Origin of the sequence: Pseudomonas sp. 14P_5.3_Bac1 (assembly GCF_025466135.1) — a bacterium.
Taxonomy (GTDB): domain Bacteria; phylum Pseudomonadota; class Gammaproteobacteria; order Pseudomonadales; family Pseudomonadaceae; genus Aquipseudomonas.
Genome location: NZ_JANLOF010000087.1, coordinates 164,955 through 184,266, shown reverse-complemented (window position 1 = coordinate 184,266; position 19,312 = coordinate 164,955). Strand labels below are relative to the sequence as shown.

Here is a 19,312-nt window from a genome sequence, read left to right as displayed (position 1 = left end):
CCGAGGCGCGATTTATGTCCATCTACAACAAGCTTGACCTGACTGGCTGGAAACCCCGGCAACTGACGTCCCAGGAAGTGCGCTTCGCCACCTGGATCGCGTTTTTCGCCTGGGTGTTTGCGGTGTATGACTTCATCCTCTTTGGCACCTTGCTGCCGGAGATCGGCCGGCACTTTGGCTGGGGAGAAGTGGAGCAAGCTGAAATCGCGACCTGGGTGGCGGTGGGCACGGCAGTGGTTGCCTTTGCCATTGGCCCGGTCGTGGATAAATTGGGACGGCGCAAAGGCATTATTTTTACCGTGGCCGGCTCCGCGCTGTGCTCGGCACTCACTGCGATTGGCGGGGCGTGGGGCAAGTCGCCGCTGATTCTGATCCGCTCGTTGGGTGGCCTGGGCTACGCCGAGGAAACTGTCAACGCCACGTATCTGAGCGAGCTGTATGGCGCCTCTGAAGACCCGCGCCTGACCAAGCGGCGCGGGTTTATCTACAGCCTGGTGCAGGGCGGCTGGCCGGTCGGTGCGTTGATCGCCGCCGGGTTGACCGCGCTGCTGTTGCCGGTCATCGGCTGGCAGGGTTGCTTCATCTTTGCCGCAATCCCGGCCATCGTGATTGCGATCATGGCGCGCAAGCTCAAGGAGAGCCCGCAGTTCCAGATTCACCAGCGCATCAGCGAACTGCGTAAAAGTGGCGCGGTGAAAGAGGCGCAGAACGTCGCCGTGACCTACGGCGTGGACTATGACGAACACAGCAAGGCCGGCCTCAAAGCCGCCTTCCGTGGCCCGGCCCGCCGCGCCACGCTGGTGATCGGCGCCGCGCTGTTGCTCAACTGGGCGGCCATCCAGGTGTTCAGCGTGCTGGGGACTTCGGTGATCGTCAGCGTGCACCATATCTCGTTCGAGAATTCGCTGATCATCCTCGTGCTATCGAACCTGGTGGGGTACTGCGGTTACCTGACTCATGGCTGGATGGGCGACAAAATCGGCCGTCGCAATGTCATCGGTCTGGGCTGGATGCTCGGCGGCCTGGCGTTTGCCGGGATGCTGTTTGGGCCAAGCAATATGGCGATGGTGGTGGGGCTCTACAGCCTGGGCCTGTTCTTCCTGATCGGGCCGTACTCGGCGGCGCTGTTTTTTATCAGCGAGAGTTTCCCCACCAGCATCCGCGCCACCGGTGGCGCGATCATTCATGCCATGGGCCCGATTGGGGCGGTGGTGGCCGGTTTTGGCGCCACCCAAGTGTTGTCCGCCGGCAGCGACTGGCAGACCGCCGCGCTGTGGTTCGGCGCGCTGCCATGCTTTTTGTCCGGTGCGCTGATGTTTGCCGCTCGCCATGTGCGCCCGGAAACCGTTCAGTGAGGAGTGTGAGATGAGCCGTAAAGTTGCCCTGATTACCGGTGCCGCCAGCGGCATCGGCCAAGCCCTGGCCGTGGCCTATGCGCGCAATGGCGTGGCGGTGGTGGGCGGGTATTACCCGGCCGATCCGCACGACCCGCACACCACCGTGGCGCTGGTGGAAGAAGCCGGTGGTGAGTGCCTGATGCTACCGCTGGACGTGGGCGACACCGCCTCGGTGGACGCGCTGGCCGCGCAGGCCGTGCAGCATTTCGGCCGCCTGGATTACGCAGTGGCCAATGCCGGTTTGCTGCGTCGCGCACCGTTGTTGGAAATGACCGATGCGTTGTGGAACGAGATGCTCAATGTCGACCTGACGGGGGTGATGCGCACCTTCCGCGCGGCCACCCGGCATATGGGCGAGGGCGGCGCGCTGGTAGCGATTTCGTCGATTGCCGGCGGCGTGTATGGCTGGCAGGAGCACAGCCATTACGCGGCGGCCAAGGCCGGCGTGCCGGGGTTGTGCCGGTCGCTGGCGGTGGAGTTGGCGCCCTTGGGCATCCGTTGCAACGCGGTGATTCCGGGCTTGATCGAGACGCCGCAGTCGCTGGATGCGAAGAACTCGCTGGGGCCTGAAGGGTTGGCGAAGGCGGCGCGGACGATTCCGCTGGGCCGGGTAGGGCGGGCGGATGAGGTGGCCTCGTTGGTGCAGTTTTTGACCAGTGAGGCGTCGAGTTATCTGACTGGGCAGAGCATCGTCATCGACGGCGGCTTGACCGTGCGCTGGCCTGACTGACCGCACGTGGTCTAAAAAATGTGGGAGCTGGCTTGCCTGCGATAGCGGAGTTTCAGCCCCACATGTACTGACTGATCCACCGCTATCGCAGGCAAGCCAGCTCCCACAGGGACCGTGTTTTTTTAGGAGATTTTGTATGCCTCAACTGAATAACCGCCGCGCCGTCATCACCGGCGCCGGCAGCGGCATCGGTGCCGCCATTGCCCGCGCCTACGCCGCCGAGGGGGCGCGGCTGCTGCTGGCTGACCGCAATGCTGCCAGCCTTGCCGAAACCGCCATCACCTGCCGCAACCTCGGCGCCGAAGTGTTTGAATGCCTGGCTGACGTCGGCACTGTCGAAGGCGCCCAGGCCAGTGTCGACCGCTGCGTCGAGCACTTCGGCGGCATCGACATTCTGGTCAACAATGCCGGCATGCTCACCCAGGCCCGCTGCGTCGACCTCTCCATCGACATGTGGAACGACATGTTGCGCGTTGACCTCACCAGCGTGTTTGTCGCCAGCCAGCGCGCTTTGCCGCACATGCTGGCGCAACGTTGGGGGCGCATCATCAATGTGGCCTCGCAATTGGGCATCAAGGGCGGCGCCGAGCTGACCCATTACGCCGCCGCCAAGGCTGGCGTGATCGGTTTCACCAAATCCCTGGCGCTGGAAGTGGCCAAGGACAATGTGCTGGTCAACGCTATCGCGCCGGGCCCTATCGAAACGCCGCTGGTGGGCGGCATCAGCGACGACTGGAAGCGCGCCAAGGCCGCCGAATTGCCCCTGGGCCGTTTCGGCCTGGCCGATGAAGTCGCGCCCACCGCCGTGCTGCTGGCCAGTGAGCCGGGTGGCAACCTGTTTGTCGGCCAGACGCTGGGCCCGAACTCCGGCGATGTCATGCCATGAGTGAGGTGTAACCATGTGCGGACTCTGCGGATTACTCGGCGAAGACCTGCACTGGAGCGACCCCTTGGGCGATGAGCTGCCCCGGCGCCGCGAACGCCTGCGCCGGATCGCCGCGATCAACCAGGTGCTGGCGGTGTTCCGGCTCAAGGTCGAAGACTTCCAGGGCGCGTCCTACCTGTTGTTGGGCGCCACCGGCAAACAGGCCCTGGCAAGTGGCCTGGATCAACTCTGGCAAGCGGCTGAAAACATGCTCGGTCGCCCGCTGGATCCGCTGGACCCCCGCTTGCTTGATCACTTGGAGTCATCATGAGCATTGCCCTCAACGTCATCACCGGTTTCCTCGGCAGCGGCAAAACCACCTTGCTCACGCGCCTGCTGCAAGGTGAAAGCCTGGGTGACACGGCGTTGCTGATCAATGAGTTCGGCGATGTCGGCATCGATCATCTGCTGGTCGAAGAAGTTGCGCCGGACACCGTGCTGCTGCCCAGCGGTTGCGTGTGCTGTTCGATTCGCGGCGAGCTCAAGGAGGCGTTGCTCGGCCTGTTGCAACGGCGCGAGCGCGGTGAAGTTCCGGCGTTCAAGCGGGTGATCCTGGAGACCACCGGGCTGGCCGATCCGGCGCCGATCCTGGCCACGCTGAACAACGATGTGCAACTGCGCGGGCGTTTTCATATCGGCCTGGTGATCACGCTGGTCGATGCCAGTCACGCCACGTTGCAAGAGCGCCTGCACCCGGAATGGCTGGCCCAGGTTGCGGCGGCCGACCGCTTGCTGCTGAGCAAGACCGACTTGGTCGGCGACTGTGAAGCGCTGCGCGCGCACTTGCGGGCACTCAATGCGGGGACGCCGATTCTCGATACCCATGAGGTTCACAGCGGCGATCAGTTGCTGCTTGGCGAAGGCGTGCGCAGCGCCGAACCGGCCGTTGAAGTCAGCCGCTGGCAACTGCATCAGACCACCACCGCCACCCACGGCGCCGCGCAAGTATGCTGCCTGAGCTTCGACCAACCGCTGGACTGGGTCGGCTTCGGGGTCTGGTTGTCGATGCTGTTAAGATGCCACGGCGAACGAATCCTTCGCGTCAAAGGACTGCTCAACGTGAACGCAAGCTCGGCCCCCATCGTCATTCATGGCGTGCAGCACTGCCTGCATGCCCCGGTGCATTTGCCCGCGTGGCCCGGCACCGACCGCCAGTCGCGCCTGGTGTTTATCCTGCGCGGCCTCGATCCGGCGCTGTTGCGGCGCTCCTTCGAGGTGTTCTCACGGCGCTTCGCAGCATGATCACATTACGTGTGCTCGGTACGTCCGTGACCCTGCTGGAATGCTTGCGCGTTCGCGCCGAAAAAGAGTTGGGTATTCGCCTGGTCTATCAGGTGCACGACGTGGCGCAGGCCCAGCGCATCGCCGTGATGCAGCCCGACAGCTACGACCTCTACGACCAATGGTTTCACAACGTTGATTTCGTCTGGCCGGCGCGGGCGATCCAGCCCATCGACACACGGCGCATCGCCTTGTGGCACGAGATCAATGATTTGCCCAAGCGTGGTCGCTTGTCGGCCAACGACCGGTTGGGTGGCGGCAGCGTGCCCAGTGAGCGGCTGTTCGTGCAGCACGACGGCAGCCTTGGCAGCAGCGTCACCGAGCGCATCAGCATGCTGCCGTTGACCCATAACGCCGACAGTTTTGCCTACCGCCCGGAGCGTTTGCCCGAAGGCTTCAGCCACGGCAATGAAAGCTGGGGCTGGCTGCTCGACCCGGCCTGGAGCGCGCGCACTGCGCTGCAAAGCGATGCCGCGATAGGCGCGCTGGATGCCGCGTTGGCGGTGCAGGGCGCGGGGCTGGCGCAGTTCAAAGACATCGGCAATATGAGCATCGAAGAGATCGATGTACTGGCTGACATTCTGGTGCGCAAGCAGAAGGAGGGGCACTTTGCGGCGTTCTGGTCGGATGATGAAGAGGCCGCGCAGTTGATGCTGAGCCCCAGCATCGATATCCAGAGTCTGTGGTCGCCGACCCTGATGCGCTTGCACCGGGCAGGCGTGAAGTATCGGCTGGCGGTGCCCCGTGAAGGGTACCGTGGATGGTTTGGTGGGTTGTCGCTGTCGCGCCATGCCCAGGGGCCGGTGCTGGATGCGGCTTATGCTTATCTGAATTGGTGGTTATCCGGCTGGCCGGGGGCGGTGATGGCGCGTCAGGGCTATTACATCGGTAACCCGGCGCGCACCCGCGATCATTTGAGCAGCGCCGAGTGGGATTACTGGTATGCCGGCAAGCCCGCCCGTGAAGAGCTGCTCGGCAGTGATGGCTTGCCGTTGATCGATGTCGGCGAGGTGCGTGATGGTGGCTCCTATGAGCAGCGCATGGGCCACATTGCGGTGTGGAACTCGGTGATGGATGAGCACAATTATCTGGTGCGGCGGTGGGGGGATTTCATGCGCGCGCGCGTGTGATTGCGTACGTCCCCGTTACCCAGCTTGGGGCTATGCCCCACCAGCCCTCCGAGCCAAGCGTTTGCCGCCAATAAACTGACAGACACATCCCCGTCCCTATTGGGTGTACATATCCCAGCCCCCAGCTAATCTGGTTGAACCAACCATTCGTTAAAAACGAATGTTTTTTTGACGCCAGGTCAGCAGCCGCCAGGAATGCGTATGACAAAGGGACGGATCGGCACAGAGAGGCGCGTGCTGCCAGAGGCCACGGCAATGAAGTGGCGCCACACATTTCAGACCCGCATTGCCGGGGTGTTGGCGCTATTGCTGCTGGTGGTGGTGGCCGCGACTTACTTCGCCGTCAAGGCCGCCACCACCCGCGCCGTGGAGAAACAGGCCCAGGTTCAGCTCAGCACCGGCAGCCAAGTGTTCGAACGTTTGCTCGACCTGCGCGGGCGTCGTCTGCAATACGGGTTGGATTGGCTCACCGCCGACGGCCCCTTCAAACAGGCGGTGGCCGAGGGCAACCCCGAAACGGTAATGGCCGCGCTGCGACGGCATGGCACCGGCCTGCGTTCCAGTGAAGTGTTCGTGCTGGGCCTGGATGGCAAGGTGATGGTCAGTACCTTGCCGGTACTGACACACGGCCAGCCCTTCCCGTACGACGAGGCCTTGCGGCATGCGCGACGCAGCGGGCTGCAGATGCTTATCGTCGCGATGGACAGCCTGCCCTATCTGCTTGTGCAGGATGTCGTCCTCGACCCGCAGCCCATTGCCCGCGTGGTGATGGGCTTCCCCATGGACAGGCAGTTCGCCAACGAACTGCGTTCCATGAGCAACCTTGAAGTGTCGTTCCTCAGCGTGCAGAACGGCCAGGTCGGCGAGTTGTTCAGCACCCAGCCTGAAGCCTATCGGGCCACCATCATTGATACGCTGCACCAGGCGCAACTCAACCCTGATGCGCAGATCAACCTGTTCTACGGGCAACGCGTGCTCAGCCAGGTGCTGCCGCTGGCCAACACCGGCGAGGGTAATGAAGTGCGCGTGTTGCTGCAAAGCCCGCTGGACCATGCGCTTGAGTCTTTTGCGCCGCTGGACCGGCAGTTCCTCGGGATCGCCCTGGCGGTGTTGTTGGTGTCGCTGGCCGCCGCGTTGTTGCTGGCGCGCCGCGTGTCACGCCCGCTCAACGCCCTGGTGGAGGCGGCCGAGCGGATCGGGGCCGGTGATTATCGAACCCCGGTGCGGGTGCGCAGCCACGATGAATTCGGCTTGCTGGCCCGGGCCTTTAATGCAATGCAAAGCGGCATCGCCGTGCGCGAGCGGCAGCTGGCCCATAACGCGTTGCATGATCCGCTCACCGGCTTGCCCAATCGCGCGTTGGCCATGGAACGCCTGGGCAGTGCGATCAGTGCGCAGCGCCCGGTGGTGTTGCTGTACCTGGGGATCGAAAACTACCGGGTGATCAACGAAGGCTTCGGGCCACAGGGCGTCGAAGAAATGTTGCGTGAAGCCAGCCGGTGCCTGTCCATGTGCCTGTTGGCCAGTGACACCGCTGCGCGTATCGCCGGCAGCGAGTTTTTGCTGTTGCTGGAAAACACCGAGATCGACCGCGCGGTAGCCCGCGCCGACCGCCTGTATGGGCTGCTCACCGAGCCCCAGCGCATCGGCAACGACGAAGTGCGGCATGAAGTCAGCATCGGCATTGCCGCCTACCCGGCCGACGGCCAGCAGGTCGAAGAACTGATCAGCCGCGCCGCCATCGCCCGGCATGATGCGGCGAGCCTGCCTGGGCACCTGCAGATCTACCAGCAAGACCGCGACCTCGCGCACCAGCGCCAGATCACGTTGATTCGCGACCTGCGCCGCGCGGTCGTCGAAGGCGAATTGTTCCTGTGCTACCAGCCCAAACTCGACCTCATGCATGGCCACGTACGCCAGGCGGAAGCCTTGCTGCGTTGGCAGCATCCGACGCTGGGCCAGGTGTCGCCCGCCGAATTCATTCCCTTGGCCGAACGCACCGGCAGCATGCGCAGCATGACGCTGTGGGTGATCGAGGAGGCGATCCGGCAGATCGCCGAGTGGGCAGGGCGCGGTTTGCACATTCAACTGTCGGTCAACATTTCGGTGGACGACCTGGCCGATGACGACCTGGCCATTCGCGTCACCGCCTTGCTGATGCAATACGCTGTCGCGGCGCAGCAACTGACCTTCGAGATCACCGAGAGCGCGATCATGCACAACCCGCAACAGGCGCTCAGCGTGCTGGAGCAATTGCGCGGCTGTGGCATCAGCCTGTCGGTGGACGACTTCGGCACCGGCTATTCATCCCTGGCGCAGTTGCAGCGTTTGCCGGTGCAGGAATTGAAGATCGACCAGTCGTTCATTCGCAACCTCGACAGCGCCAGTGGAGACGGCGTGATTGTGCGTTCGACCATCGAAATGAGCCACAACCTGGGGCTCAAGGTGGTGGCTGAGGGTGTGGAGTTCGAGCCCAGCCTGAAGTTGCTCAGGCAATGGAAGTGCGACACGGCGCAGGGTCACCTGATCAGCCGGCCGTTGAACGCCATGGCGTTTGAGATGTGGATGCACCGCGCGCGGGTTGCCCTGTAAACCCTCTCGCCTGAACACCGCTAAACCCTGTGGGAGCGGGCTTGCCCGCGATGGCCGTGTGGCCGTCAAAGAATCTGTTTCTGTTGCACCGCCCTCGCAGGCAAGCCAGCTCCCACATTGAGTGAACATGGCACAAAAAAAGGCGGCTACCCATCAGGTAGCCGCCTTTGTTTTACCGCCGGTTAACACTTAGTCCGGCAGTTTGAACGCCATCACATAGTCACCCTGCTTGGTGCCCAGCGAGCCGTGACCGCCAGCCATGACCAGCACGTACTGCTTGCCGTCCTTGCCGGTGTAGGTCATCGGTGTGGTTTGCGCGCCTGCTGGCAGGCGGCCTTCCCACAGCTGCTTGCCGTTTTTCACGTCATAGGCACGCAGGTACTGGTCGAGGGTGCCGCTGAGGAAGGACACGCCACCGGCGGTGGTGAATGTCCCGCCCAGGCTAGGCACGCCCATGGTCAGCGGGACCGGAACCGGCGAGCTGTCGCGCACGGTGCCGTTCTTGTGCATCCAGATGGTCTGGTGGTTGGTCAGGTCGACCGCCGCCACATAACCCCACGCCGGCGCCTGGCACGGGAGGCCCAGAGGCGACAGCAGCGCTTCAAGGATCACGCCGTACGGCGCGCCTTTGTTTGGCTGTACGCCTTCGGTTTCGCTGACGCGCGGACCTTGCTTGGCAATGTCGGCCGCCGGGATCAGTTTCGATTTGAACGCCATGTAGCTCGGGTTCACGAAGGCAATCTGGCGAACCGGGTCGACGGAAATGCCGCCCCAGTCGAACACGCCGAAGTTACCTGGGTAAACGATCGAACCTTGCAGCGATGGCGGGGTGAACGGGCCGTCGTAGCGCATGGATTTGAAATCGATCCGGCACAGCATCTGGTCAAACGGTGTCACGCCCCACATGTCGCGTTCTTTCAACGGCGGCGGCATGAAGTTCAGGTCGGATTTGGGTTGGGTAGGGGAGGTGTGATCACCGGCCACTGCGCCTTGCGGTACAGGGATTTCGTTGATCGGCACCACAGGCTGACCGTTGGTGCGGTCCAGCACGTAGATGCTGCCTTGCTTGGTCGACGCCATCACCGCTTGCTTGACGCCCTGTGCGGTCTTGATGTCGATCAGGCTAGGCTGGCCGCCCACGTCCATGTCCCACAGGTCGTGGTGAGTGAACTGGAAGGTCCACTTCACGTGGCCGCTGTCGATGTCCAGAGCAGTCAGGCCGGCGCTGTATTTTTCCGAATCTTCGGTACGGTCGCCGCCGTATTGGTCAGGCATCTGGTTGCCCATCGGCAGGTAGAGCATGCCGAGTTTTTCATCGACGCTGAACATGGACCACATGTTCGGCGAGTTGCGGGTGTAGGTCTTGCCCTCGGCCAACGGGGTGGTGTCGTCCGGGTTGCCGCTGTCCCAGTTCCACACCAGCTTGCCGGTGTGCACGTCGAACGCGCGGATCACGCCGCTAGGCTCGTCGGTGGAAACGTTGTCGGTCACGTGACCGCCGATCACGACCAGGTTCTTGGTCACGGCCGGTGGCGAGGTGGAGTAGTAGCCGCCTGGGGCGAAGCTGCCGATATTGGCACGCAGGTCGACCTGGCCTTTGTCACCGAAGTCTTCACACATTTTGCCGGTGTCGGCATCCAGGGCGATCAGACGGGTGTCGGCAGTCGGTACGAAAATGCGTTTCGGGCAGACGGCGCTGACCGGAGCAGTGCTGGCACTGCCGGTAGGGCTTTGCTCGGAAGCGTACACCGCGTCATCGTGATACGACACGCCACGGCAGGTCATGTGCGCCCAACCTTTGAAGTTCGCCGCACCTTCGGTGCTGATCTTCGGGTCGAAACGCCAGATTTCCTTGCCGGTGTCCGGGTCCAGGGCAATTACTTGGCTGTGCGGCGTGCACACGTAGAGCATGCCGTTGACTTTCAGCGGGGTGTTTTCCGCGGTGGTTTCACCGGGATCGCCTGGGCCAGGAATGTCGCCGGTGCGGAAGGTCCACGCCGGTACCAGCTTGTGGGCGTTTTCCGGAGTGATCTGCGCCAGTGGCGAGTAACGATCACCGAAGGCCGAACGACCGTAGGAGTTCCAGTCGCCATCGGCCTGGGCCGGTGCAGCGCTGGCCATGCCAGGCACGGCGTCGCGGTCGAGCTGACCGGTCTTGACCATTTCACCTGGGTTGGTGAATTGGCTGGCCAGGGCGGCAGCGCCCGCCAGCACCACGGCCACGCTCAGCGCGCCAGTGCCCAGCGGCGCAGGCTGGCCACGCAATAACGGACGGCGAAACCACGGCAGCAGCAAGACGATGCCCAAGGCGAACAGCAGGGCCAGGCGCGGCACCAGCTGCCACCAATCCAGGCCGACTTCCCACAGTGCCCACACGGTGCTGGCGAACAGCACCAGTGCGTACAGACCCAGCGCGGCGCGGCGGGTGGCCAGCAGCAAAACGCCGGTGAGGGCGATGCCAATACCGGCCAGCAGGTAGTACAGCGACCCGCCGAGCATGCTCAGCTTGACGCCGCCGGCCAGCAAGGCCAGCCCCATGATCAGCAGCAAGATCCCCAGCAACCTGGGCAGCAGGCGGCTTGAGCTTGAAGCACCATCAGTGCTCATAGTGTGTTTCTCCGTGACGTTGGAATTATGTAACCCCGTGCTTCACTGTAGATGACGATTCGGCGCGGGCTTGGTTCAGCGTTAATTCGGTTTTTCTGGGGATAAGAGGGTTATCCACAGGCGGGCGATTTATTCCCGTGCGCAGGTAGGTAGAAGACAGCGCTGTCTCTGAAGAGGGGTAAGTTTGGCAAGGTGGGATCGACCGCAGGCATGAAACGTTTCAGTTTGTTGCGGCAAGGATAAAGCGCCTTCTCGTATTGAGAAAGACTAAATCGAGAGATGCATCATTTCAGTTCTGGTAACAGTGACAGAACGTCGCTGCAAAAATGTCTGTGGGAACCCGATTCCAGGTTGGATTGAGGGTGTGGTGGCGAGCTGGTTTGTTGGGGTGAGCGGGCTTGCCCCGCGTTGGGGCGCGAAGCGGCCCTGATCAATGAGAAATGCGGTGTATCAGGTACAGCTCATTGACTGATTTTAGGGCCGCTTCGCGGCCCAACGCGGGGCAAGCCCGCTCGCCACAGGAAGTACTTTTGCTACAAAAAACTGATTCCAAGGGGGGCGTTAGAAGGTGGTACGCACACCCAATTGCACACTGCGCCCCGGTGCCGGCGCGATATCGCGCAGGATCGAGCTGGCATACCGCACGGTCTGGTTGGTCAAGTTTTCGCCATTGACGAACGCCAGCCACTGGCTGGCGCCGACGTTGAAGTGATAACCCGCACTCGCGCCCAGGGTGGTGTAGCCATCGGTGCCGCGCTCGTTACTCGGCACACGCCCCTGGCCCGCCGCATGTTCGACGTCGATTCGCGCCTGCCAGCGGTCCAGTTCCCACAGCAAACCGCTGTTCACGCGCAGCGGCGCGATGCGCGGCAAGGCCTCGCCGGTGTCCAGGTTGGTTGCGCGGGTGTAATCGCCCGACAGCTCCAGCGCAAACTTGCCGTAGGCACCTTCGCCGAGTTTCCAGTGATCCTGGGCTTCGAAGCCGGCGAAACGTGCACGCACACCCGAGTACCTGTACTCAGGGATGCCGCCCGCGTCCTCGTCGCCGTCATCGTTCAGCGTACGACCGGTGCCCAACAACCCGATGTAATTGGAGAAGCGGCTGTAGAACACCCCGAAGCTGCCCTTGTGGGTGCCATTGTCGAAACGCAATGCCAAGTCGCTGGACACGGCTTTTTCTTTCTTCAGGTTGGCATCGCCCAACTCATAAGTGCCGGTGGCGACGTGGGCACCGTTGGCGTACAGCTCGTAGAAGGTCGGCGCGCGCTCGGTGTAGCCCAGGGTCGCGGCCAGGGACCAGACCGGCGTGAGGCTGTACACCGCGCCGGACGACAGGCTGCCGGCGGTGAAGTCATTGGTTTGGTCGGCATTGGTGAAGCGCGCATTGCCCTTGGCGTCCGGGTCGACGCTGGTGTGTTCCAGGCGAGCGCCGAGGCTGAGTTTGAGGCGCTCGGTGGCCTGCATTTCTTCGAGGATAAACAGGGCGCCGGCGTTGGTGTCGGTCTGCGGCACGAAGGCCTCTTCGCCCAGGGCCGAGAATTCGTTGCGGGTCACCTGCGCGCCGACCACGCCATTGAATGGGCCAATCGGCTGATGGCGAGCTTCTACGCGCGCCTCGTAACCCTTGTTCTTGAACACCGTGCCGGTTTCGCCTCCTTCGATTTCGCGGTGTTGGTAGTCGGTGTAGCCCGCGTCGAGTTTCACCGAGGTGAACGGGCCCTGCAGGTTACGGATCTCGGAGGCAAAGGCGTAGTGATCCTGCTTCATGCGGATGCGCACGTCCTGCTCGGCAGGTGAGCCGTAGTTTGCATCGTAGTTGCTGTAGGACAGGCCGGCGTAACCGTCGTCCCAGGTGTAGGAACCGCCCGCCGCGCCACCGTCCTGGCGCCCGTCGCTGTTGCCCAGGCGGCCGTTTTTGCCGGGGCCATCTTCGGTTTCAGGGGCGTGGCGGCTGCGCGCAAAACCGGGAATTTTCAGGTCGTTGAATTCCCGCGCGTTCGCGTCCAGGTGCAAGGCGAAGGTGCCGTTGCCGGCCTCCAGTTTGCCGGCGCTGCTGCGGGTGGTGTCGGCGCCGCCGTAGCGCAACTCACCGGCACCGTGGATGCCTTCGATGGCTTCGGTGGGGATGCGGTTGTCGAAGGTGTTGACCACGCCGCCAATGGCGCTGCCGCCGTACAGCAGGGCGGCCGGGCCGCGTACGATTTCAATGCGCTCGACGTTGACCGGGTCCAGCGGCACGGCGTGGTCGTAGGACAGTGACGAGGCATCCAGCGCGCCCACGCCGTTGCGCAGGAGGCGAATGCGGTCGCCATCCTGGCCACGAATGATCGGCCGGCTGGCACCCGGACCGAAGTAGGACGAGGACACGCCCGGCTGCTTGTTCAGGGTTTCGCCGAGGCTGCCTTTTTGTTGCAGGGTCAGGTCATCACCTTCCAGCACGGTGGTCGGTGAGGCGAGCTGTTCGCTGCCCAATGGATTGCCGGTGATGACTTGGGGTTGCAGTTCCAGGGCATGGGCTTCGGAGCAGATCAGCAGAGCGGCGGCAAGCGGGGTCAAGCGCCAGAGAGAAGAGAGGGACATCGAACATTCCTTGGCAAAACGGCACAAAAAAGAGAAGGCTGAAACGGTATCGGGTCAGTTACTTTTGATATTTATAGTTACAATATAACATCTCTTTTTTCGCTGAAAAGGGGAACTTTTCTCCGACGTCTATATTCAATGCAGTGCTTCCACCTGTACGCCCCGTCGGCTAAGGTGCGCGGCTGTGTTTCCTCTTATTGCAAAAGGCCCGGCATGACCGCGACAAGCAACGACCCGCTCCACGGTGTGACCCTGCAACACGTCCTCACCACTCTGGTGGAACACTACGAATGGGCAGGCCTGGCCGAACGCATTGATGTGCGCTGCTTCAAGAGCGATCCGAGCATCAAGTCGAGCCTGACGTTCCTGCGCAAAACCCCATGGGCGCGGGAAAAAGTCGAAGGGTTGTACGTGAAGCTGATGCGTACCAAACGCCCACTGGACTGAGCCCATGAAGCGTTTCATCGCGGCTGCGGCACTGGCCGGCTGGGCAGGGTTGGCGATTCAGCAATACCTGATTTTCGATTCGCGCTGGACGGCGGGCGCCAGCCTGCTGGGCGGGTTGATCAACTTTTTCAGTTTCTTCACGGTGCTGACCAACACCCTGGTGGTGGTGGTACTCAGCTACGCGCTGATCAGTCGGGATTCAGCCGCCAAGCGGTTTTTCCTGGCGCCCAGGGTCAGTAGCGCGATCGCTGCGAGCATCGTCGTGGTGAGCCTGGCGTACAACCTGCTGTTGCGGCATTTGTGGAGCCCCACAGGCTTTCAGTTCGTCGCCGATGAATTGCTGCACGACGTCATGCCGATGCTGTTTGTGATTTATTGGTGGCGGTGTGTGCCCAAGGGCACGTTGCGTTTCAACCACATCGGCGCCTGGGTGATCTACCCGTTGGTGTACTTCGGCTATGTGCTGCTGCGCGGGCATTTGCTCGGGCAGTATCAGTACCCGTTCATTGATGTGGACACGCTCGGTTATCCACAAGTGTTTGTGAATGCCGGGGGGATTCTGGCGGGGTTTATCGGGATTGCGTTGGCAGTGGTGGGCCTGGATAAGTGCTTAAAGCCACCGCGAAACTAAATGTGGCAGCGGCAAGCCCGCTGTCACATTGTCGACCTCGATCGGCTTACTCTTCTTCGCTGCCTTCTGCTCGCCAGTAACCCACAGCCTTGAGGAACGCTTCATTGACTTGATGGGTGTCCAGCAGCACGCGGCGCACTTGGCGCGACAGCTTGGTTTCTGTCGCCACAAAGCTGTACAGCGAGCCGCTCGGCAGCGTCAGTGTGCGAACGGTCTCTAGCAGGTCGTCCTGACCGCGTATCACCCAGATCACCTGCACATCCGCGGCACTGTTCAGCGCCTGCTGTTCTGCGGCATTGGCGATTTCAATCACCGCCAGCACCTTGCGGCCCGCCGGTAATTCTTCCAGGCGCCGGCCGATGGCGGGCAGGGCGGTTTCATCACCGATCAGCAGGTAACTGTCGAACATATCCGGCACGATCATCGAACCGCGTGGCCCACCGATATACAGGTGCTGGCCAACCTGCACCTGCTCGGCCCAAGTGGAGGCAGGGCCATCGCCGTGCAGCACGAAGTCGATGTCCAGTTCACCGGTGTTCAGGTCGAAACGCCGTGGCGTGTAGTCGCGCATGGCCGGCTGTGGGCCCTCGCCCTTGATGCTGAAGTTCGGGCTTTCCAGCGCGGCCTGTTCGGCGGCGTTCTGCGGGAACAGCAGCTTGATGTGGTCGTCGCTGCCCAGGCTGATAAAACCTGCCAGCTCGGGCCCACCCAGGGTGATGCGGCGCATGCGCGGGGTGATGTCGGTCACGCGCAACACTTCCAGGCGGCGGCGCTTGATCTCGTGGGTGACGCGGTGGATGGCTTGCGTATTCATTGAGCTTTCCCATGGACTGGTTGAACGGCCGGGCCGTCGACAATGGCTTGGGCGGTGCTGTTGAGCAGGGCCGCGACACGCGCGATTTCTTCCGGGCTCCAGCGCCCGTGGTGCAGCTGCAAGGCATGGCGCAGGTTGTGCACCGCTTCATGGATTTCGGGCGGGCGATCATGGCCGCGCAGCGAGCGTTTGCTGACGTCGATGCGCATGCGCACGCCTTCCAGGGCAATCGCCTGCTCACTTAAGGAAAGACGACCGGCGTCGGTGATTGTGTAGCGTTTTTTTCCGCCTTCGGTATCGCCGGTCACCAGTTCGCTTTCTTCCAGAAAGGTCAGGGTCGGGTAGATCACGCCGGGGCTGGGGCTGTAGGCGCCATCGAACAGGCCTTCGATCTGGCGGATAAGGTCGTAGCCGTGGCAGGGCTGTTCGCCGATCAACGCCAGCAGCAGTAATTTCAGGTCGCCGGGGGCAAACACGCGTGGACCACGGCCGCCGCGTTCACGGCCGGGGCGTTTTTCAAAACCATCACGGCCATCACCGTGATTGCGTTGGTGGGGATGCTCTCTCATTTTGGCTTTCTCCGTTTGGGTTAAGATATAACTTAAGATATATCTTTAGGCGGCGAAAGGCCGAGGCGACCAACGGTCGGTGAGCAGCCGTTTGGTCTTTTCAAGAGAGCGTTCAGATGTGTGAATTATATTTAGAGTTGATGCTCAACTTTTTTGCGCCGATGTTTATCCGGAAAGTTACTGTTGTGGTACTGTTCTGACGGACTTTGTTCCACAGCAAAGTTTCGAATATAGATGTGTAGTCCTGTTCTTACAGAGCAATTAAAAGTTTTGGCAATGTGCCATCTTTTTCCCTCAAGCCTTACTAATTAAAGCCACAGCTCTATAAGAAATGGCGGGCATCCTGGTTATTTGAATTGCTTGATCATTACCGTGCTTTTCAAACATTGATGAGCGCGTAATGCCCTTCGCACGTTGTGCAGTGTCTTGTGTTCAACGTTCAGCGATATAACTCAATGCAAATAACAGGTGTCGACTATGTTCAAGAAGTTCGCAATTGCTGCCCCTTTGGCTGCCATGGCGCTGTCCTCCATGGCGTTCGCGGCCGGTGAGGCCAATCACACTGTCAATATCAAGGCGAGCATCCCGACCACCGTGTTCCACGTGCAGCCGCGCGACCCTAACTGGGGCCGTGACGAGGCCATGTCGTATAACCTGGCCAATGGTGAGTTGGCGTCGTTGTCCGCGGTCTACGACATGCGCAACACCAACGGGTCTATTCACGCCTATATCGACGGCGGCCCGGCAGTGCTGTTCAACGGTGATGCCACGCAAAACATTCCGCTGACCGCCACCTTGAATGGTGTGGTGCTCAGTGGCACGCCTCAGGAAGTTGTCAACGAAGCTGATTCCACACCGGGCCTGGGCGCCGTACTGCGTATCGACGCCGCCAAACCTTCGGCGAATCAGCGTGGCAATTACACCAGCGTTATGCCGCTGGTATTTGACGCGGTGCTGCCAGCTCTTTGACGTCAATGAGTGCCCCTTGAGCCTCGCGCTCGTGGGCATCGCGTCAGCAGGCCGGCCGGTTGTTCAGGGGCCGCCGGCCTGATTTTCATTCTTGTCATTTGGCATTCAGAGTATGTGTTCATGTTCCCGATGACTCCCATCGCGGCGGCGCTTGCGCTTTTTTTTTGTATGGGTGCCCTGGCGGCGCCGAATTCCGGTGTTGAAAATCCTGGCAGTCTGATCGCTCAGGCCCAAGGCTTGCCCACTGGGTTCAGTGATCACTTCTTCGATGTACCGCTGGCCGTGCGGGTCGACCTTGACCAGCAGTTACTCGGCGAGGCGTTAATCGTGTTGTCCCGGGATGACCGCGTAACCCTGCTCGAATTTACCGACGTGGGCGACAGCAAAGTCCCACTGGCGACCCGCGACACCTGGCAGGCCATCCTTGAAAAGGGTGTGGCGCTGGGCGCGTGCAGCCAGGCGTGCCCCGCGCAGATGCTGTCTACCCACTACAGCCTCGAGAGCTCGCAGCTTTCGATCATCACGCAAAACGTCGAACACGCCGATGACGCCCCGCGCTACTACGCGCAGCCGGAAGGCGGCAGCCGTGGCTTGATCGTCAACAATCAACTGAACCTCAACGGCGGCCAGGACGAAGACCTGGGCGGGCGTTACGGTTTGCAGGCGAGCGCCAGCCTGGGCAATTGGAGCCAGGTGTTCAACCTGCAGCTGGCCCGCCAGAGCGGCGACGAAGAGCACCTGCGCCACGCGATCCACGAGCTGTATACCCAGCGCGAGCTCGAAGGGCGTTTTCTGCGCCTGGGCCATTTCACGCCCAATTCCGATGGCCTGACCCGACAGCTGCGCAGTTTTGGCGCCAGCCCCGACACGGCCCTGGGCGTGATGTACGGCAGCTCCGACACGCTGGCGATCAACAACGCCAAGGCCAGCGTCTATCCGATCTACGTCACGGCCAACCGTCAGGCGTCCGTGGAGATCTACCGCAATGGCTTGCTGCTCAATAGCCAGTCAGTGGCGGCCGGCCTGCAGACGCTCGACACCCGCCCACTGCCCGGCGGTATCTATGAGGTGGAAGTGCGCCTGGTGGAAGACGGCATGACGGTCAGTACCTCTCAGGAGCTGGTGTACAAACCGAGCAACTGGCGCAACGCCGACGACCGCTGGCGCTACAACGTGTTTGCCGGCAGGGAAACCAAATTATTCAGCAACTGGGACGACCAGGCCTCCGGCGCCATCACCACCGGCGCCTCCGTTAACTACCTGTTGCACCCGCGGGTGATTCTCGGGTTGTCGGCACGTGAAGTGCGTGAGCAATTGCAATACGGCGGTTCGGTGGACTGGACCGTCGCCAACAACACCAGCGTCTACGCCAACGTGTATGAGACACAGGAACACGGCACCGGGATGGACCTGCAGGCGCTTTACACGCTGGGCACCACCAACCTAGTGTTCAGTCACAACCGCAGCTGGCTCGACACCCGCGACACCTATGACACGCTGCCCGACGGCACGCGGTTGCGGCGCAATACCTTTGTCGGCGAAACCAGCAACACCGCGTTGTCGGTCAACCACCGTGTCGATGCGCTCAACTCCTGGAACGTGCGCCTGTCCCACAGCCAGGGCAATGTCGTGGGCGCCGGCCTGGACCTGGGCTGGAACCGGCGCAGCACCCTGATGGGCAGCGACGCCAACTGGCGCTTCTCGGCGTTCGACCGGCCGGGCACCAACGGCACTGACGATCAGCGTAACCGTGGCATCGACGTGACCTTGAGCCTGGCGCTGGGCACCGACGGCCGCCAAGTGTCCGGCAGTGTCGGCACTCGCACGGCGCGTGATGGCGGCCGTGACAACAATGCCTCGGTCACCTTTCGCCAGGACCTCACCGACCACCTGCTGCAAAGCGTTTCGGCCACTGCCATCACCGACACTTATGGCGTTGGCCTGTCGAGCACGGCCAGCTTCAGTACCGACACGGTCAGCGGCGACGGCTTCCTGCAGCGCAGCTCGTTCAACAACAAATTCACCGGCGGCCTGAACCTCAACAGCACGTTCGTGGCCGGCGCCGACAAGGCGTTGCTCACCAGCCAGTACCACGGCACGGGCGCGGGCATGATCATTGATGTCGAGACTGACCTCGAGGCCATCACCCTGCGCGCCGATGACTTCAGTGGCGGTGGCGCGGTCTTGCGCCCCGGTCGCAATTTTGTGCCGCTGGCCGCCTACAAAAGCAGCAGCGTCAACTTCGATTTCGACGGCAATCACCCGCCCGCCGCCAACATCCAGCCGGCGCGCACTACGTATCACTTGAACAAGGGCGGGGTGGACTACCGCAAGGTCACCGTGCTGAAAACCGTGTCGGTGCTGGGGCGTCTGCTCGATGCCCAGGGTCGGCCGCTCAAGGGGCATCACGTGATCAACCACGCCAGCCGTGGGGTCAGCGAGGTAGACGGGTTCTTCTCGATGGAAATGAGCGCCAGCTCACCCACCCTGCAAGTGCGCTACCAAAACCAGTTGCTCTGCCAGTTCCGCCTCGACCCGGCCAACGCCCCGAATGAAAACGATGTGCTGATGATCGGCGACCTGCGTTGCACCCCCGACACGCTGGCCGAAGCCAACTTCAACGTGGAAACCGCCGGCTGA

The 19,312-nt window shown here is 62.1% G+C and carries 15 protein-coding genes; 11 read left to right on the top strand and 4 right to left on the bottom strand.

Annotated elements, in window-relative coordinates; genetic code table 11:
- Nucleotides 1-14 precede the first annotated feature (14 nt).
- The 7 genes from NTD89_RS26840 (at nt 15) to NTD89_RS26810 (ending at nt 8,055) form a co-directional block, all read left to right on the top strand.
- Entirely contained in the window at nt 15-1,355 is a 1,341-nt protein-coding gene (locus NTD89_RS26840; RefSeq protein ID WP_145161421.1) for an MFS transporter, read from the top strand.
- Between the two features lie 10 nt (nt 1,356-1,365).
- Nucleotides 1,366-2,127, top strand: a complete 762-nt coding sequence (locus NTD89_RS26835) for an SDR family NAD(P)-dependent oxidoreductase (protein WP_262210561.1) — start codon at nt 1,366-1,368, stop codon at nt 2,125-2,127.
- 136 nt (nt 2,128-2,263) lie between these two features.
- Nucleotides 2,264-3,013 carry an SDR family NAD(P)-dependent oxidoreductase gene (locus NTD89_RS26830; protein ID WP_242194485.1) on the top strand — a complete coding sequence of 250 codons (750 nt, stop codon included), beginning with the start codon at nt 2,264-2,266 and terminating at the stop codon, nt 3,011-3,013.
- Nucleotides 3,014-3,026: 13 nt separating this feature from the next.
- Entirely contained in the window at nt 3,027-3,323 is a 297-nt protein-coding gene (locus NTD89_RS26825) for a hypothetical protein (protein WP_145161429.1), read from the top strand.
- A complete protein-coding gene (locus tag NTD89_RS26820; RefSeq protein ID WP_262210560.1) occupies nt 3,320-4,294 on the top strand; it encodes a CobW family GTP-binding protein in 975 nt (324 codons plus the stop codon). The genes NTD89_RS26825 and NTD89_RS26820 overlap by 4 nt, the downstream gene beginning before the upstream one ends.
- Nucleotides 4,291-5,463 carry a PotD/PotF family extracellular solute-binding protein gene (locus NTD89_RS26815; RefSeq protein WP_145161435.1) on the top strand — a complete coding sequence of 391 codons (1,173 nt, stop codon included), beginning with the start codon at nt 4,291-4,293 and terminating at the stop codon, nt 5,461-5,463. Before NTD89_RS26820 ends, NTD89_RS26815 begins: the two co-directional genes overlap by 4 nt.
- 255 nt (nt 5,464-5,718) lie before the next feature.
- Complete coding sequence (locus NTD89_RS26810; RefSeq protein WP_262210558.1) at nt 5,719-8,055, top strand: putative bifunctional diguanylate cyclase/phosphodiesterase; 2,337 nt, start codon at nt 5,719-5,721, stop codon at nt 8,053-8,055.
- Nucleotides 8,056-8,244: 189 nt separating this feature from the next.
- On the opposite strand, the gene NTD89_RS26805 is transcribed toward NTD89_RS26810, so the two are convergent.
- Both NTD89_RS26805 and NTD89_RS26800 read right to left on the bottom strand, forming a co-directional pair.
- A complete protein-coding gene (locus tag NTD89_RS26805) occupies nt 8,245-10,662 on the bottom strand; it encodes a glucose/quinate/shikimate family membrane-bound PQQ-dependent dehydrogenase (protein ID WP_262210557.1) in 2,418 nt (805 codons plus the stop codon).
- Between the two features lie 561 nt (nt 10,663-11,223).
- The gene (locus tag NTD89_RS26800) at nt 11,224-13,242 is read right to left on the bottom strand and encodes a TonB-dependent receptor (protein ID WP_262210555.1); all 2,019 of its coding nucleotides are present in this window, start codon (nt 13,240-13,242) and stop codon (nt 11,224-11,226) included.
- Between the two features lie 213 nt (nt 13,243-13,455).
- On the opposite strand from NTD89_RS26800, the gene NTD89_RS26795 reads away from it, so the two are divergent.
- Entirely contained in the window at nt 13,456-13,689 is a 234-nt protein-coding gene (locus NTD89_RS26795) for a VF530 family DNA-binding protein (RefSeq protein ID WP_048720273.1), read from the top strand.
- 4 nt (nt 13,690-13,693) lie between these two features.
- Nucleotides 13,694-14,320, top strand: coding sequence for a Pr6Pr family membrane protein (locus tag NTD89_RS26790; RefSeq protein WP_262210554.1), 627 nt, complete (start codon nt 13,694-13,696; stop codon nt 14,318-14,320).
- A gap of 46 nt (nt 14,321-14,366) precedes the next feature.
- Here NTD89_RS26790 and NTD89_RS26785 read toward each other — a convergent pair whose 3' ends face one another.
- Nucleotides 14,367-15,134: a siderophore-interacting protein gene (locus NTD89_RS26785; protein ID WP_262210552.1), complete on the bottom strand. Its 768-nt coding sequence runs from the start codon at nt 15,132-15,134 to the stop codon at nt 14,367-14,369.
- Nucleotides 15,131-15,703, bottom strand: coding sequence for a PadR family transcriptional regulator (locus tag NTD89_RS26780; RefSeq protein ID WP_145161452.1), 573 nt, complete (start codon nt 15,701-15,703; stop codon nt 15,131-15,133). The genes NTD89_RS26785 and NTD89_RS26780 overlap by 4 nt, the downstream gene beginning before the upstream one ends.
- Nucleotides 15,704-16,180: 477 nt before the next feature.
- On the opposite strand from NTD89_RS26780, the gene NTD89_RS26775 reads away from it, so the two are divergent.
- Both NTD89_RS26775 and NTD89_RS26770 read left to right on the top strand, forming a co-directional pair.
- Nucleotides 16,181-16,672, top strand: coding sequence for a CS1 type fimbrial major subunit (locus NTD89_RS26775; RefSeq protein ID WP_106579440.1), 492 nt, complete (start codon nt 16,181-16,183; stop codon nt 16,670-16,672).
- Between the two features lie 120 nt (nt 16,673-16,792).
- The gene (locus tag NTD89_RS26770) at nt 16,793-19,312 is read left to right on the top strand and encodes a TcfC E-set like domain-containing protein (protein ID WP_262210549.1); all 2,520 of its coding nucleotides are present in this window, start codon (nt 16,793-16,795) and stop codon (nt 19,310-19,312) included.

What these genes read in the sequence shown, in the direction of transcription:
- NTD89_RS26775 (WP_106579440.1), top strand. Translation starts at nt 16,181, where the DNA reads ATGTTCAAGAAGTTCGCAATTGCTGCCCCTTTGGCTGCCATGGCGCTG.
- NTD89_RS26790 (WP_262210554.1), top strand. Translation starts at nt 13,694, where the DNA reads ATGAAGCGTTTCATCGCGGCTGCGGCACTGGCCGGCTGGGCAGGGTTG.
- NTD89_RS26795 (WP_048720273.1), top strand. Translation starts at nt 13,456, where the DNA reads ATGACCGCGACAAGCAACGACCCGCTCCACGGTGTGACCCTGCAACAC.
- NTD89_RS26825 (WP_145161429.1), top strand. Translation starts at nt 3,027, where the DNA reads ATGTGCGGACTCTGCGGATTACTCGGCGAAGACCTGCACTGGAGCGAC.
- NTD89_RS26805 (WP_262210557.1), bottom strand. Translation starts at nt 10,662, where the DNA reads ATGAGCACTGATGGTGCTTCAAGCTCAAGCCGCCTGCTGCCCAGGTTG.
- NTD89_RS26815 (WP_145161435.1), top strand. Translation starts at nt 4,291, where the DNA reads ATGATCACATTACGTGTGCTCGGTACGTCCGTGACCCTGCTGGAATGC.
- NTD89_RS26800 (WP_262210555.1), bottom strand. Translation starts at nt 13,242, where the DNA reads ATGTCCCTCTCTTCTCTCTGGCGCTTGACCCCGCTTGCCGCCGCTCTG.
- NTD89_RS26830 (WP_242194485.1), top strand. Translation starts at nt 2,264, where the DNA reads ATGCCTCAACTGAATAACCGCCGCGCCGTCATCACCGGCGCCGGCAGC.
- NTD89_RS26840 (WP_145161421.1), top strand. Translation starts at nt 15, where the DNA reads ATGTCCATCTACAACAAGCTTGACCTGACTGGCTGGAAACCCCGGCAA.
- NTD89_RS26770 (WP_262210549.1), top strand. Translation starts at nt 16,793, where the DNA reads ATGTTCCCGATGACTCCCATCGCGGCGGCGCTTGCGCTTTTTTTTTGT.
- NTD89_RS26835 (WP_262210561.1), top strand. Translation starts at nt 1,366, where the DNA reads ATGAGCCGTAAAGTTGCCCTGATTACCGGTGCCGCCAGCGGCATCGGC.
- NTD89_RS26780 (WP_145161452.1), bottom strand. Translation starts at nt 15,703, where the DNA reads ATGAGAGAGCATCCCCACCAACGCAATCACGGTGATGGCCGTGATGGT.
- NTD89_RS26820 (WP_262210560.1), top strand. Translation starts at nt 3,320, where the DNA reads ATGAGCATTGCCCTCAACGTCATCACCGGTTTCCTCGGCAGCGGCAAA.
- NTD89_RS26810 (WP_262210558.1), top strand. Translation starts at nt 5,719, where the DNA reads ATGAAGTGGCGCCACACATTTCAGACCCGCATTGCCGGGGTGTTGGCG.
- NTD89_RS26785 (WP_262210552.1), bottom strand. Translation starts at nt 15,134, where the DNA reads ATGAATACGCAAGCCATCCACCGCGTCACCCACGAGATCAAGCGCCGC.